We start from the raw sequence: 16,061 nt of genomic DNA on the forward strand, positions 1-16,061 counted from the left end.
TAGAAATGATGTCAAAATTTAGAACGACCGAAATATCCAACCCAGAATTTGAGAGCAATAACCTTCGATTCATTACGGTTAAAACTCCTAATCTGAATGGGCGAGGAGACATCTGTGTTTTTGTACCGCCTTTTAAAGATTTAAAAGACCTTCCTATTGTAACGCTAATGCACGGGGTGTATGGCAGTGCTTGGATTTGGGCGCACAAAGCAGGAGTACATTTTACCGCTTTAAAAATGATGGAAGAAGGACTGATACAACCGATGGTAATTGCAATGCCTTCAGATGGATTATGGGGAGATGGTTCAGCATATTTACCGCATAATAATGCCCATTATGAAAAATGGATTGTCGAAGATGTGATTGATGCCGTGAGAGAAAATATCAACTGCACTAGCGAAAAATCCAAATTGTTTATCTCGGGACTTTCGATGGGCGGTTATGGGGCTTTGCGTTTGGGAGCCAAGTTTCCAGAGCGTTACCAAGGTATTTCAGCACATTCTTCGATGACCAATAAAAATCAAATGCATTTGTTTGTAGAAGAAGACGAAAGCAATTACAATCAATTTGACCCCATTAACGAGGACGTTTTAAGTTTGATTATAAAAAATAAAGAGCAATTGCCACCCATACGTTTTGATTGTGGCAAAGAGGATTTACTCATCGAATACAATCGGAATCTGCATAAAGGTTTAACAGATGCCAATATAAACCATCAATACCAAGAATTTGAAGGCGCACACGAATGGCCGTACTGGCAAGAACACATCAAAGACAGTTTGTTGTTTTTTAATGAGTTTTAAAAACTGAAAATCTATTTAAGGAGCTGAGTTTAATTAACAATATGAAAAGGTTAGTGTAAATAAATGATGGAGTTAATGTTCCTGCAAGGTCTTTTTCGAGACCTTGTAGGTGTGTTTTTATCAGCATTTGAAACTTAAATGTTAAAAAAAAGATACTAATAAAAATATAAAAGATGAAAAATAGTGAGTTTAACGATCCATTTGAAGAAGCACGTGTAAACCAAGGTTTTGGAGAAATGGACGATCAAAATGATCCTGTAACCATGCTATTGCGTCACAAAGATGTGCGCAAAGGAGCTCACGACTGGAAAACCTTTCAATCAGGGGCGGTACCAGGTCGTATTGTGATTCCTTCAGAAGTGAACATCAGAACAACACGTCAGATTCCGTTTGAAGTAGATCCGCCGCAACATAAAGACTTTAGAGCTATTTTGGATCCTTGGTTCAAAAGACCTTTAGAGGAAGAATACCAAGCCAAATTAAAAGAGCAAATTAGTGCTTTAGTTGATGAGGTTTTAGCCAAAGATTCGGTAGATGTAATCAGTGAATTTTCATTAAAACTACAGTCAAGAGCCTTGACTTTATTACTAAATACGCCTTATGAAGAAGCTGACTTATGGATTTCATGGGGAACTCACGTTTTTCGTAGTGAAGGAGAAGCCTTAGATGGTGCTAAAGCGGCTATTTTGTATGATTATATCGATGGCCGAATTGATGAAGCCATTGCCAAGCCTGGAGAAGATTTGTATTCAGTATTACTGAATGCTGTAGTTGATGGCAAAAAATTAACAAAAGAAGAAGTGAAAGGCGTGATGATTTTGACGTTTGCAGGTGGCCGTGATACGGTAATCAATGCGGTGTCAAATTCCATTGCATATTTTACAGAGCACCCAAAGTCATTAGATCGTTTACGTGCAGAACCTGAAATAAGAAACAAAGCTATTGAAGAGTTGATTCGCTATTTTGCGCCATTAACTCAGATGGGACGAGTAGCCACAACAGATACTGCTGTTTGTGAACATGCTATAAAAGCAGATACAAGAGCTTCTTTGTGTTGGGCGTCTGCAAATCGAGATGCCACTGTTTTTGAAAATCCAAATGAATTGGTTTTAGATCGTAAAATGAACCCGCATTTGAGCTTCGGATTCGGGACACACAACTGTTTGGGAGCAACCCACGCTCGTACAATTATGAAAATAGTGGTGGAAGTATTAACGGAAAAAGTGAGCACTATGGAAATTGTGAGTGCCGAAGAAAATATCGAAGATTTAGGTGATTTCAAACGTAAAGTTGGCTTTCACCGCTTACAAGTAAAATTTAATTAATTAAAAAAATAAAGAAAATGGCAAAAATAACTTTTATCACTAGCGATGATGAAACAATAACTTTAGAAGGAACATCGGGTAGCGTAATGGCACTTGCAGTTGACAATGGTATCAAAGGAATCGATGGTGATTGCGGAGGGGTATGTTCGTGTGCTACTTGTCACGTACATGTTTTACCAGAACATGTTTCAAAAACGGGAACCGCTAGCGAAATTGAAACGGATATGCTAGAATTAGATGATGATGCGGATGAATTCAGCCGTTTGTGTTGTCAATTAGAAATTACCGAAGCGTTGGACGGAGTAGTGCTTCGTGTGGCTAAATAATTAAAAAATGTTGTATGTCTGAAACTAAGAAACCAATTTGTGTGATTATAGGAGCGAGCCATGGCGGCGTAAATTGTGCTACGGCTTTACGAAAAGAAGGCTGGGAAGGCGACATATTGCTTTTTGATGCCGATCCTGTGTTGCCATACCACCGCCCGCCCTTGTCTAAGGCCTATTTGACAAGTAATGATGGTATTGATAAGAATGTTTTAAAATCAGCAGAAAGCTACCAAAAAGAAGACATCACCTTGAATCTGGGGGTAAAGGTGGTCGCAATACATGCAAAAGAGCAAACCATTACTTTGGAAGACGGAACGCAACAGAATTATGATCAATTGGTTTTGGCTACGGGAGCAAGACCTGTTATACCGCCAATTGAAGGATTAGCAACTGCTCAAAATGCATTTCCTTTGCGTACTGCTGCGCACGTTGCTTCTATCAAAAAGGGCATCAATGCGAGTGCTACTAAACGTGTTGTTGTGATTGGAGGAGGTTATATCGGACTAGAAACGGCTGCTTCCTTAAAAAGATTAGGCGCTGAGGTGGTGGTATTGGAACGTGAATCTCGAATTTTAGCACGAGTGACTGCTCCGGAAATGTCTAGTTTTTTTCATGAGTTGCATCATCAAAATGGAGTAGAGGTGCTTACGGGTAAAAATGTAAGCGCGATTGAAAATAATGACGCTTCAAATGTGGTGGTTTGTACCGATGGTTCTCGCTATCCAGCGGATATGATTATTGTGGGTGTAGGTATTTTGGTAAATAAAGAATTGGCAGAACAAGCAGGAATCAAAATTGAAAATGGGATAGTAGTCAATGAAAAGGCGCAAACCAGCGAGGCCAATATTTATGCAATTGGTGATTGTACGTACCATTTTAACCCGCATTACAACCGCTTTATCCGTTTGGAATCGGTTCAGAATGCCGTAGATCAGTCCAAAATCGCGGCTGCTGCAATATGTGGAGGTGCTTCGGTTTACGACACCATTCCATGGTTTTGGTCGGATCAGTACGATGTCAAATTACAAATGGTTGGTCTGTCACAAGGCTATACCGAGGTCGTGGTTAGAAAAGAAGATAAGCCCAATAGTTTTTCAGTTTGGTACTTTAATGAAGATACTTTATTGTCCGTAGATGCGGTTAATAATGCCAAGGCTTATGTATTAGGTACAAAAGCTATTAAGCAGAAAATTAAAATTGATAAATGGAAATTATTTGATAGTACCTCTATTTTAAAGTTAGATACTATTGTAGCGGACTAGATTGGAACTAAAAAAGCGAATATTCAAAAAAATAAAACGAGTTATAAAGTAGAAAAGAGACTGTGAATAAAATAATTTTATCACAATCTCTTTTTATATTTAGATATAATTATTTTAACTTCGAAATAATTTCAATAACTTCTTTAACTTTTTCAGTTAATCCCTTAAAATCTTTATTTGCCACAATCTCTTTAGTTATTAATTGGGATCCCATTCCTACACAAGTTACTCCAGCGTTAAACCATGAAGTCAGATTTTCAGCTGTTGGATGTACTCCTCCAGTTGGCATAATAGATGTCCAAGGTTGTGGACCTTTAATTCCTTTTATAAATTCAGGTCCATAAATATCGCCCGGAAAAAGTTTAACGATTTCGCAACCTAATTCTTCTGCTTTTGTTATTTCTGTAAGTGTTCCGCACCCAGGAGACCATAAAACTTTGCGTCGGTTACAAACTATTACAATATCCTCACGTAATACTGGAGTTACAATAAAATTTGCGCCAAGTTGCATGTATAACGAGGCAGCTGCAGCATCGGTTACGGAGCCAACCCCCATTATCATTCCAGGTAATTCTTTAATTGCATACTTGGTAAGTTCGCCAAAAATTTCGTGCGCAAAATCGCCACGAGCTGTAAATTCCAGCAAACGTGCACCACCATCATAACACGCTTTTAAAATATTCTTACTTAATTCGATATCATTACTGAAAAATAGTGGAATCATTCCAGTATTTTTCATCGCTTGAGCTACTTCAATTCGGGTATATTGTGCCATATTTATATTATCTTGATACTTTTCCTGTAAAATCACCTCCAATTAATTTTTCAACTTCTTCAAGTGTTACTAAGTTATAGTCGCCTGCAATAGTATGTTTCAGACAGCAGGCTGCTACAGCAAAATTAAGGGCTCTTTGTTTGTTTAGTGGTTCTTCATTTAATCCATAAATTAAGCCTCCCATAAAAGCATCACCACTTCCAACACGATCTACAACCGGAGTTACATCTTGAACGTCTGCATCATAAATTGTATTTCCATCGTATAAAATTCCTCCTATACGTTGATGAGAAGCACTTACAGAATAGCGCAATGTGGTTGCCATAAATTTTAACGACGGAATTAGTTTAAAAATGGTATCATACAGCTCGGGCAGTGATTCCTGATTTTGATAATCCGGATTCATTTGTGGTAGGCCCAGCATGAAATTTGCAGTGTCTAGATCTCCTAAAATTACGTTGCAATATTGCAGAATTTTAGGCATAACTTCTTTTGGATGTTTACCATATTTCCAAAGTTTTGATCTGTAGTTTAAATCACAAGAAATTGTTAAGCCCATATCTTTAGCAATTTCCAAAGCCTCAACACAAGCCTCAGCGGCACTTTCAGATAGGGAAGGAGTAATGCCACTCCAGTGAAACCAAGTGGCATCTTTTAGAATTTCTTTCCAGTCAATCATTCCTTTTTTTAAAGTTGACATTCCACTATTTTCGCGATCGTAAACAATATTACTGGCTCTTGTACTAGTTCCTGTTTCTAGAAAATAAATCCCAATTCGATCACCATCCAAGAGCACATTCTGACAGCCAACATTAAGTTTTCTCATCTCTTTTAGTGCACAATTACCTAATTCATTATTTGGTAATCGTGTAATATATTCTGTATTCAGACCATAATTTGCCAGAGATACAGAAACATTAAATTCTCCACCGCCATAAGTAGCTTTATACGATTCTGCTTGTGAGAACCTTAAATGTCTTTCCGTTGAAAGACGCAGTAAAATTTCACCGAAAGTGACTATTTTTGTCATTTTAATTTATAGTTTAATTATTTGCTTTTTAAATTAATAATCAATGTACTAGAATCAATATCAACAGGATCTTTAGTGTTCAATGGTCGAATTATAGCCAATAATGAATATCCAGATTTTGGTTCAAGTTTTTTATCTATTCTCATATCGTATTCTAAATTAGCATAACCAGTGTAGGCAATGAATTTAGTTTCTTTAATTAGTTTTCCTTCAGGATCGGATAGTTTTAGTAGTATTTCACGATCTTCAATGGCCTTATATTGTATTGGGATTTTTAAAATTGTTTTAGAAACTAAGTTTATAATAGCCGCGTGAAAAAGAATTTGTTCATTAAAAAGAGGGATAACCGGTTCGTTGTTAGAAGACGGAATTGGCATATTAGCCTCTACCAATTTATAAGCGCGTACCCAATCATAATAAACGGTATTTTTTGTTGGATCTGCTAATTCGGCATCATTTGGCAACTCAATCCAAGGAAAAGGGTAGGTTTCTGATACCAGACGCATGTGCATTGGTCTGTCAAACGGTTTTTTGTTTATTTCGGAATAAAATTTTTGATGTTTTGGTTCACCATTATTGTAGTAATAACTTGCTGTTTGTTCATCGCGCCACCATCCACCATACACATTAAAATTTTCAGAAGATAATTCCGCATTTTGAAAAACAACTTGAGGAGCGCGGTAATCATGAACCTCTCCATTGCAGTCTGTGTACCAATAATGAGAGTTAGAATGCATTCCATTGGCAAAATAACTGCCTTCAAAAGGTCCATTTCTGCCAATAGATTCATGAATATCCCATTCTAAACTGTATTTGTCACACTCTTTTAGACTTTTCGTTTTTCCATTGGTAGAAAACCAAAAAGTAGCCGACATAGTGGTAGCCGCAGCCTTAATTCGGGATTCATAATACCCAAATAGCACTGTTTTTTTGGAGACAACCGCTCCGCCTGCGATAGTAAATTTTTCTTCCCCGTTGGCGTTTTTGATAAGGGTGTCTTTTTTCATTTTTTCCCCTTTAATTTGTAAAAAACCATCTTTTACGGAAACCTGAGAAGCCAGAAACAAGCCAGGAACTCTGCCTTTCCATTGCGGATGGTAATCAAACCATTTGGTTGTATCAATTTGCGTTCCGTTAAACTCATCTGAAAGCTCGGGATTTAGAACCCATCTTTTCCCCAAGGGCGGTTCTGGAGGACCAGATGTTATCGTTTGAGATTGAACCCAATGTAAATTAGCAAACGCCAATAGTATCATTATTCTTTTTATAGACATCATTTATATTTTTAGGATAATTGTGTTTTTTAATCTAGTTGTTAAATGATTCACGGAGTAGTATAAACTTGGTTTACCTTTAAATTTTTTGCAGTATAAGTCTCGCCATTTCTCCATCGAACGGTGATGCTTTTAATTGTTTCGTCATCACCTAGACCAAAATGTACGGTATTCAATAAACTTTGCGAAAATACTTCTCCTGATGATCCTACTCTTTTGGTATAGCTTTTAGAGGGTGTAGTGACCGTTACAGTAGCAGACATCGGATCAATATGATGCAAATCGGAATAATTTACGCGAACTAGCACATAGTTTTTATTCTGGATCAAACTATTGTCATACAGATACCATTTTCCATAATTATCGCTTCCGTTTAGTAAATCGATATTTCCGTCAAGGTTAAAATCAAAAGCTTGCCCCATATCCCCATGTCCAGGATCATTAGGGTCATGAGCATTATGAAGCGTTGTAGTTTCAAATTGCCCCTTTCCGTTATTTAGCAAAAGCCAATCACTCACGCTCGATTTCAAAAAGCCAAACCTATATACGAACAAATCAATATGACTGTCATTATTAAAATCGGCTGCAACCACCCCTTGATTATTTCCTCCCAAAGGTACATTCCACTTGGTGGTAACATCGGTAAAATGATTATTGTCGTTTCTAAATAATACATCCTGAACATTTCTGTTTTGCGGTGTCCATTCTGGATGTACAGATTGAACTCCATCAATAGATATTCTAATTTCCCAATAGATATTGCCGTTTCTAACAGATTCCAATCGCCATTTGTTGTTGCCTAAATAACCAAGATACCAACCATTTTCTTTTCTTTCATTCGGCCATCCTTTGGCCATTTCTGGGGTTACTTTTATGGTGTCCTTTTCCTGAACGTCCAGGATCTCTTTTTTGGAAGCGCCTAAGTGCAAAGGAAATCCATCATTATACATACGATACCATAAAAATATGCCCGATAAGGTAATGTCACCCGGAGCCTCAAAGTCGATGCTGGTAATGCCTTTGTTGCCTTCGTCTCGCATATCCATACGTTTGGTAATAGGGTTGTAATCCAAAGATTTATTGGCTATTTCGTAGCTAGGTTTTCCTCTACTTAAATAAATATCCATGTCTCCATCATTGTCAATATCTATTTCGCATGCCCCGGTAATCAAATCTGTTTTTTGAAGATTTTCGGGTACCCATTGCTTGGTAACATCAGTAAAGGTTAAATCGCCATTGCCAACCCAAACCGATATAGGCGAAAACAGAATTAAGTCGTCTTTTTGATCTCCATTAATATCCGTCACTAAAACGCGTTCGGCATTGGCACCTTCAATTGCTTTACTATGTGCAATCTTGAAATGACCATTTCCTATGTTTGTGTATATAATTTGTTGACTTCCGGAACTACTATTAATTCCTTCGGCATTGATAAGTAATAAATCCAAATCGCCATCCAAATCCATATCGATCCATCGAACTGCTCTACCGCGTGAGCCGTGTGTAATTCCGGCTTCGATCGAAACTTCTGTAAATTTTCCATTGTCATTGCGTAGTAAATGAGGCGGTTGTGGGTCAGTTCCATTACCACCGCCTTGTGCAATAATAATATCCACATCGCCATCATTGTCATAGTCGCCGACTGCAGAACCGTGTATGTCCCATTGCTTGAGTATTTCGGAATGTTCTTGAACTTTGTTGTTTCCGAGATTCCAAAAAAGTTTGGCAGGCACTTTGTCGTGGTTGTTTAAAACAAAATCATACAAACCATCATTATTCAAATCACCCACCGATGGACCGCCGTATTTCCAAGTATATTCTGTCTTTAATCCAGATTCATCCGAAATGTCTTTAAATTGCGGGATAGCTGGAATGTCTGTAGCGTTAAATTTTATATCCAAAAGGGTGATCTCACCACCTTGTTTGAGTATTTTAATTTTCTTTTCTCCCTCTGTTTTAAAATCGACTAATGCGTTTACAGTAACAATACCAGCGTTCGGAATATCAATATTGTCTACCAAAATTTGGCTATCACAAACTAAGGATAAGTTAGAATAGTTATTTTTGGAATCTACTTTCAGGTGGACTATCCGTTCCGTTTTTCCTTCTACTGTATATTGGATTTCTACCGGTTCGTTATGAACAGCTATAGGAGTTTTTAATGTTTGATTAGTGGTACTCGAGCAGCTATTTAATAAAAGTGAAAGAGTTAGGGTCAGGAGTGTTTGGTGGGTTAGATTGATGAATTTCATTTTATTCTTTAATAATTTTTTGAGTAACAGTAGTGCCTTCTTCCCAATTGATTTGTGCAAAATACATTCCAGCGCTTAAGTTTTTGTTAGCAATAGTAGCATTGGTATTATTGATTTTTTCAACCAACAATTTAGTTCCGCTCAAACTGTAAATTTGAACAGTGCTTATGTTTTTTTCTGATTTTATTTGAATAGAATCTTTAAAAGGATTTGGAAATAGCATCAATTTTTTTTCTTCAATCTTGGCATCTTGTTTCCCTAAATTTGGATCGGTCACAGGTTTGTAAATTCGAATCCAATCGATATTGAAATTATGATTGTCAAAATTTGTAATTTCTTCATCAGTAGGAGTACGTCCTTTACAGGCATTCCAGTTTTGATCTTCCATATTAATAATGATATCCATTTCTTTTACCAGTCCCGTGCGTGTAGTGGCAGTTCTTGGAGTAGCTGTTGAGGTATAGTTTAATGGGTCTATTCCGTCTTTGCCGTTCACAGTATCTAGATTGTCCATTACCTTGACTAATTGACCATCCAAGTAGTATTCTAACCGAGTTTGACTAGCCCAGTACACACCAAGACGAATCCATTTGTCTGTCCAATAGGTTTTTGTAGCTCCCGTGTACCATGTGCTGGCATCGGTAGGCTGATAATCCAAAAACGGACTTCTAATAAATACATGGTGACTTAAATGCAAACGTTGTGCTAGCCAATCATTTCTAGTTGCTTTTCCGCCGTATGCTTCCAGGATATCGATTTCTTGGGTGTCATCTGGACTAAGCATCCAAATATCAGAAGCCATAACTGCATTTGCGATTTTAAAACGCGCTTCTACATATACAGGGTACTTTACCCTTGTTTTCGATGTAATGCAGCCCGCTCTTGTAGCCGCCATAGTCCAGCTTTCGGCAACATTATCTCCATCACAATCTACAGTAAAAGTCTTAGTTTCATTTGCTTGTCTAGTTGCAAAAACATGCAGATTTCCTCCGCTAACGGTAGTATTCTCATACCTCCATTTTGTAGGCCCTGGACCATCCCAAGTGTTGTGATAAAAGTTAGTCCACTTTCCGCCAATCGTTGCTTGATTAGTGGACGCTTCATAGGTGTAATTAAAATCATCAGACTGTGGCTGAATTTTCCAAATTTTTCCTGTTCCAGCATTTGCAGGAACGGGAATGCCATTCCAATCTTGACTGTATAAAAACGGAGACATACATAAAGTAAGCAGTACAATTAATTTTAGTTTCATTATTCTTTGTTTAAATAATTATAATCTTTTTTTGGTCCCGCAATTTACTTTTTCAAAGTGTAGGTCAATGTTTAGGGGACTAGATATAAACTGAACAATAGGAATAATTTGTACAAAATGAATTAAAGGTTTTCAGTGTAAAACTGGATTGCTACTGGTTACCTTGCCATAGAGGAATTTTATATCTTTAGAGTTAGTAGCTTATAATAAGTCTTTATTTAAAATCAATAGTATTCTAAACACCTATACTTTTAATGTAATATAATAAGATTAAAAAAATTAGTTGTCGCAATAGTGACGAAGTACTGAAGATTTGACGGTATAGGCAAGTTGTTGTTTTTATGAAAGAAATAATTGCAGAAATAATGTTAAAAACAATTGGATCAAGAATAGCTCCAGCTTCTTCATGCAAAATATTTAATAGCTAATAATTTATCACATTGCTAAAATTTATAAAATGACTTTCGTCACTTCAATGAAGTGATTTTTAGAGAAGAAGCACGTATATTTAATTGCCCATTTAAGGTAATGCTTTTAGGCTGGAAACCTTTCTTTGTTTCAATTTGTTCAATAAGTATTTTAGCAGCTTCTTCACCAATTTCCCTTGCAGGTTGCGAAACAGAAGTCAGTGGAGGCTCAATTATAGTTGCCATTTGTGAATCGGTAAAACCAACAAAAGCAATGTCATTTGGTATAGAAAATCCATTTTTCTTAAAAACTTGCATGGCTCCAATAGTTACCGGATCATTTGCTCCAAAGATAGCGTCAGGAATATTTCCTGAGTCTATTATATTTTGCGCCGCTTTTTGACCATCGGCTAATGTGAATCCCGTAGCTACAATTTGATTTTTATTATAGCTCAATTGGTATTTTTGGTGAGCGTCTAAAAATCCTCTTAGACGCTCATTTGTCAATGAAACGCCATCCCTACCTTTGAGATGTACAATATTCTTGCAACCTTGATTAATCAAATGCTCGGTGGCAAAAAAGGCCCATTTGTAATCGTTAAAAACAACTTTAGAACAATTGAGTTGATTGTTTACCCTATTGAAAAGCACGATTGGAAAGCCCGACGCAATTAAATTTTGATAATAATCGGTATTATTGCTTTCACTTGATAATGAAACAATCAAGCCATCAACCATGCTATCTTCTAAGGTTTTGATATTTTTTAATTCAGTTTCAAAACATTCGCTAGACTGAGCAATTAGCACTTGATAACCATTTTCAAACAAAATTTCTTGAACCCCTATGATGACCTCAGGAAAAAATGCATTGATAAACTCAGGTACAATAATACCAATAGTAAAAGAACGCTGTTGCATTAACTTTTTAGCAATAGGATTAGGACGATATCCTAATGCTTTGGCCGTTTTTAAAACCAATGCTTTGGTTTCAGGATTGATATCAGCCTTGTCGTTGAAGGCTCTTGAAACCGTAGAAACTGAAGTGTTCAATTGTTTAGCAATGTCTTTGATGGTAATATATTTCATGCGAATTAAACAACTTGAAAAGATTATTTTACAAATGAAAATGATTAATAGGTTATAAAAGTACAATAATTTTCGGTAACGTTCTCGAAAGATTTAACAAGCTTCGGTAACGTTCTCGGTAGGGTTTGTAAAAAATATAATTTAATTCCATTTATTCAATTCTTACTTTTAATAAAAATTAAAAAAAGGTTATGAAATCGCCTTTTAAGAAAGCTTTGCATATGCAAATAAAATTGGTTAAAAAGCGATTTTATCAATGACCACTAAAAAACAAATTTACTTATATGAAAAACATTGATATTTGGGTGATTCTGATTTTTTCTGCACTCATTTTTGTTTGCGGTTTGGCTTTTTCTAAAACAGGAAAAAACATGAAATCCTATTTTGCTGCTGGAGGCGCCTTGCCTTGGTGGATGAGTGGGTTGTCTTTATTCATGAGTTTTTTCTCGGCAGGAACCTTTGTTGTTTGGGGTTCTATAGCGTACAAAAGTGGTTGGGTAGCTGTAAGTATTCAATGGACTATGGCTATTGCAGGTATCCTTATAGGTTTTTTTATTGCTCCCAAATGGCGTAAAACAAATTCGCTAACCGTAGCCGAATACATAACCAATCGTTATGGTTTTAAAATTCAAAAAACATATACCTATTTATTTCTACTGACTTCATTATTTACCACAGGAGCATTTTTATACCCTGTGGCCAAGATTGTAGAGGTTTCTACAGGGATTCCTATTTATACCAGCATCATCAGTTTAGGGATCTTAATTTTAATCTATACCGCCGTGGGAGGACTTTGGGCAGTTATCGTTACCGATGTGTTGCAGTTTGTGGTTTTAACAGCCGTTGTCATAATCATAGTTCCATTGGCTTTTGATAAAATTGGAGGAGTAGGCCAATTCATAGAACTTTCGCCTGATGCTTTTTTCAATTTGGTAAACGAAGAATATTCTATTGCTTTTATAATTGCTTTTGGACTTTATAATTTATTTTTTTTGGCCGGAAACTGGGCTTATGTACAACGTTACACCTCTGTTGCCACACCCAAAGACGCTCAAAAAGTGGGCTGGTTGTTTGGAGCTTTGTATGTGATAAGTCCGTTATTTTGGATGTTACCTCCTATGATTTACCGCATTCTAAACCCAAATCTTGATGGAGTAGAGTCAGAAGGTGCTTATTTATTAATGTGTAAAGAAGTTTTACCAGCGGGAATGCTCGGTTTAATGCTCGTTGGGATGATATTTGCCACTTCTAGTTCGGTAAATACCACTTTAAATATCGCCGCAGGAGTTTTTACCAATGACCTTTTTAAACATTTCAAACCTCAGGCAAGTGACGCTCAATTGATGCGTGTGGGGAAAACGGCTACCGTTGTTTTAGGCTTGATTACCATTGGGGTAGCTTTGGTTGTACCACTTTTAGGAGGTGTTGTCAATTTTGTTTTGAGTTTAGCAGCGGTAACAGGAGGAGCCATGTTTTTGCCTCCGTTGTGGACTATTTTCTCTAAAAAACAAACAGGGACTAGTATGTTATCGGTTACCTTAATCACCTTATTGATTACGGGATTTTTCAAATTTTTAGCTCCACAATTACTAGATATAACCCTGAGTCGTAGTGCCGAAATGATTCTAGGTGTTGCTGTTCCAATGGTATTAATGTTGGTATCAGAATTCTATTTAATCCAAACCAATCCATCGCAAGATACTTATGAAGCTTATGTACAAAAAACAGCTATTGGTGAAAATGTATATGAAGATGATTCGGATGGAAGTAATAAAAAAGGGGGAAGAGTCATTGGAATTGGAGTTGCCTTAACAGGAGCCTTAATACTTTCATTAGAATTTATTTCTACTATTTTAATTTCTATCGTGGTAGGAGTGGGAGCAGCAGTTTGCTTATTGGGCATCTTCATAGTTTATAAAAATAAAGAATAAATACATACGATTTAATTAAGAAAAAAATGCAAGTAGAAAGCTTTAGTTCAAAAGTAAGATCCAATAAAATTACTACAATTCAATCTGATTTAGTCGTTGTTGGCGGAGGATTAGCTGGTGTTTGTGCGGCCATTGCAGCTGCCCGTGAGGGTGTAACTGTAACTCTTGTTCAAGATAGACCTGTTTTGGGTGGTAACGCTTCAAGCGAAGTTCGTTTGTGGACTTTGGGCGCAACTTCACATATGGGAAACAACAACCGTTGGGCTCGTGAGGGCGGTATCATCGATGAGATTTTAGTCGAAAATTTATATCGAAATAAAGAAGGAAATGCACTTATATTTGATACGGTTTTGTTAGAAAAAGTTTCGAATGAGAAAAATTTAACGCTGTTATTAAACACCGCAGTTTATGAGGTAGAAAAAGCGGATACCAAAAACATTAGTCAAGTTACTGCCTTTTGTAGCCAAAATTCAACTACTTATATCATTAAATCCAATTTATTTTGTGACGCTTCGGGAGATGGAATTGTGGGTTTTCAGGCTGGCGCTGCGTTTAGAATGGGTGCTGAAACAGTGGAAGAATTTGGAGAGAAATTTGCTCCTGACCAATCCTATGGTGAATTACTAGGACATACCATTTATTTTTACAGTAAAGATACGGGAGCACCAGTAAAATATGTCGCTCCAGAATTTGCCTTAAAAGACATTACCGAAATTCCACGATATAAAAGCTTGAGTGATAAAGATTCGGGTTGTCGTTTGTGGTGGTTGGAATATGGCGGACGAAAAGATACCATTCACGAATCTGAAGACATCAAATGGGAACTATGGAAAGTAGTTTATGGGGTTTGGGATTACATCAAAAACTCGGGTGAATTTCCTGATGCTGCAAATCTAACGTTGGAGTGGGTTGGAACGATTCCTGGTAAACGAGAAAGCCGCCGTTTTGAGGGACATTATATGATCAAACAACAAGATCTAATCGAACAAAATACGTTTGAGGATGCGGTGTCTTTTGGAGGCTGGGCAGTCGATTTACATCCTTCGGATGGGGTCTATGACAGCCGTCCGGGTTGTACCCAATACCATTCTAAAGGGGTATATCAGATTCCGCTACGCACCATGATAAGTCAAAATATAGAGAATTTATTTCTTTCCGGACGTATCATTAGCGCTACTCACGTAGCTTTTGGTTCGACTCGTGTCATGGCAACTTGTGCTCATGCCGCACAGGCTGTTGGATACGGAGCGGCACAATGTGTGAAAAATAATTTGAAACCAGCCCAATTGCTAATTTCTGATAATCTAAAAGAATTGCAACAAACCTTGAGCATCAATGGGCAAAGCATTCCAGGGATAGCCATTGATAAAACTCAAAATTTATTGAAACAAGCAACCATCCAAGCTTCTTCTACTTTAAAATTAAACCAAATAGATTTTGACGGTGAATATACATCTCTAGAAGTGGCGGTTGCTCAATTATTGCCTTTCAAAGCCCATCAAAACTATGGCTTTAAAGTAAAAGTAAAAGCGCAAGAAGCTACCATGCTAACAGTACAATTGCGTACTTCGTCCAAAGCCAGAAATTACACGCCTGATATTATTTTAGAAACGATAGAAATAAAAATTAACCCAGGCGAACAAGAAGTAGCTTTTGAATTTAAAACAGCCACGACTGAAAATCAGTATGCTTTTGTTACTTTTTTATCCAATGACAAACTGAGTATTCAAAGCAGTACAAAACGATATACAGGAGTTCTTTCGGTCTTCAATGGACAAAATAAAGCGGTAAATAATAACGGAAAACAAACGCCTCCTGACAACATCGGAATTGATGCTTTTGAATTTTGGATTCCGTTTCGCAGACCCAAAGGACAGAATATTGCCATGCAAATCGAACCAACCGTAGCGTGTTTTGGAGTAGAAAATCTAACCAATGGTTTTGTACGTCCTTATGGCAGTGCCAATGCTTGGTTGGCTGATCTTACTGATACCAAACCAACGCTACAGGTGGAATGGGAAACCGAAGTAGCACTTTCTGAAATAAAACTATTCTTAGACCCTGATTACGACCACCCCATGGAATCGACTTTAATGGGACATCCCGAAGAAGTGGTTCCGTTTTGTGTGCAGAATTACACCATCAAAGACAGGAGTGGAAAAGTTTTATTCGAAAAAAAAAACAATTGTCAAGCAATTAATACTTGGACTTTCGATTCAAAAATAACAACCAAAGGATTTAGCATCGAATTGAAACAAAGCCATCCAAATGTGCCTGTAGCTGTTTTTGAAATTTTTTGCCAATAACCATTGATAGTAAGGATAGAATAAGTCAGTCT

At 37.0% G+C, this 16,061-nt stretch carries 12 protein-coding genes; 6 read left to right on the forward strand and 6 right to left on the reverse strand.

Annotation, left to right across the window (positions count from 1 at the left end; genetic code table 11):
- Positions 1-8: 8 nt before the first annotated feature.
- From GXM17_RS12505 to GXM17_RS12520, 4 genes are all read left to right on the forward strand, one after another.
- On the forward strand, positions 9-803 hold the full coding sequence (locus GXM17_RS12505; RefSeq protein ID WP_163399664.1) for an alpha/beta hydrolase: 795 nt from the start codon (positions 9-11) through the stop codon (positions 801-803).
- Positions 804-976: 173 nt separating this feature from the next.
- The gene (locus GXM17_RS12510) at positions 977-2,128 is read left to right on the forward strand and encodes a cytochrome P450 (protein WP_163399665.1); all 1,152 of its coding nucleotides are present in this window, start codon (positions 977-979) and stop codon (positions 2,126-2,128) included.
- Between the two features lie 17 nt (positions 2,129-2,145).
- On the forward strand, positions 2,146-2,454 hold the full coding sequence (locus GXM17_RS12515) for a 2Fe-2S iron-sulfur cluster-binding protein (RefSeq protein WP_144219289.1): 309 nt from the start codon (positions 2,146-2,148) through the stop codon (positions 2,452-2,454).
- A gap of 14 nt (positions 2,455-2,468) precedes the next feature.
- Positions 2,469-3,716: an NAD(P)/FAD-dependent oxidoreductase gene (locus tag GXM17_RS12520; RefSeq protein WP_163399666.1), complete on the forward strand. Its 1,248-nt coding sequence runs from the start codon at positions 2,469-2,471 to the stop codon at positions 3,714-3,716.
- Positions 3,717-3,825: 109 nt separating this feature from the next.
- On the opposite strand, the gene GXM17_RS12525 is transcribed toward GXM17_RS12520, so the two are convergent.
- The 6 genes from GXM17_RS12525 to GXM17_RS12550 all read right to left on the reverse strand — a co-directional run bounded on the left by GXM17_RS12525 (position 3,826) and on the right by GXM17_RS12550 (position 11,792).
- Positions 3,826-4,491, reverse strand: a complete 666-nt coding sequence (locus GXM17_RS12525; RefSeq protein ID WP_144219291.1) for a bifunctional 4-hydroxy-2-oxoglutarate aldolase/2-dehydro-3-deoxy-phosphogluconate aldolase — start codon at positions 4,489-4,491, stop codon at positions 3,826-3,828.
- Positions 4,492-4,498: 7 nt separating this feature from the next.
- Complete coding sequence (locus GXM17_RS12530; RefSeq protein ID WP_163399667.1) at positions 4,499-5,521, reverse strand: sugar kinase; 1,023 nt, start codon at positions 5,519-5,521, stop codon at positions 4,499-4,501.
- A gap of 17 nt (positions 5,522-5,538) precedes the next feature.
- Positions 5,539-6,795 (reverse strand): LamG domain-containing protein, encoded by a 1,257-nt coding sequence (locus GXM17_RS12535; protein WP_163399668.1) that lies wholly within the window; start codon positions 6,793-6,795, stop codon positions 5,539-5,541.
- 50 nt (positions 6,796-6,845) lie between these two features.
- Entirely contained in the window at positions 6,846-9,047 is a 2,202-nt protein-coding gene (locus GXM17_RS12540; RefSeq protein WP_163399669.1) for a CRTAC1 family protein, read from the reverse strand.
- A gap of 1 nt (position 9,048) precedes the next feature.
- On the reverse strand, positions 9,049-10,299 hold the full coding sequence (locus tag GXM17_RS12545) for a T9SS type A sorting domain-containing protein (protein ID WP_163399670.1): 1,251 nt from the start codon (positions 10,297-10,299) through the stop codon (positions 9,049-9,051).
- A 467-nt stretch (positions 10,300-10,766) separates the two neighbouring features.
- The gene (locus tag GXM17_RS12550; RefSeq protein WP_144219296.1) at positions 10,767-11,792 is read right to left on the reverse strand and encodes a LacI family DNA-binding transcriptional regulator; all 1,026 of its coding nucleotides are present in this window, start codon (positions 11,790-11,792) and stop codon (positions 10,767-10,769) included.
- A gap of 284 nt (positions 11,793-12,076) precedes the next feature.
- On the opposite strand from GXM17_RS12550, the gene GXM17_RS12555 reads away from it, so the two are divergent.
- Positions 12,077-13,723: a sodium:solute symporter family protein gene (locus GXM17_RS12555; RefSeq protein WP_144219297.1), complete on the forward strand. Its 1,647-nt coding sequence runs from the start codon at positions 12,077-12,079 to the stop codon at positions 13,721-13,723.
- Positions 13,724-13,749: 26 nt separating this feature from the next.
- The gene (locus GXM17_RS12560) at positions 13,750-16,029 is read left to right on the forward strand and encodes an FAD-dependent oxidoreductase (protein WP_163399671.1); all 2,280 of its coding nucleotides are present in this window, start codon (positions 13,750-13,752) and stop codon (positions 16,027-16,029) included.
- Positions 16,030-16,061: the final 32 nt, after the last annotated feature.

The sequence above is a fragment of the Flavobacterium fluviatile genome, assembly GCF_010645065.1.
GTDB lineage: Bacteria > Bacteroidota > Bacteroidia > Flavobacteriales > Flavobacteriaceae > Flavobacterium > Flavobacterium fluviatile.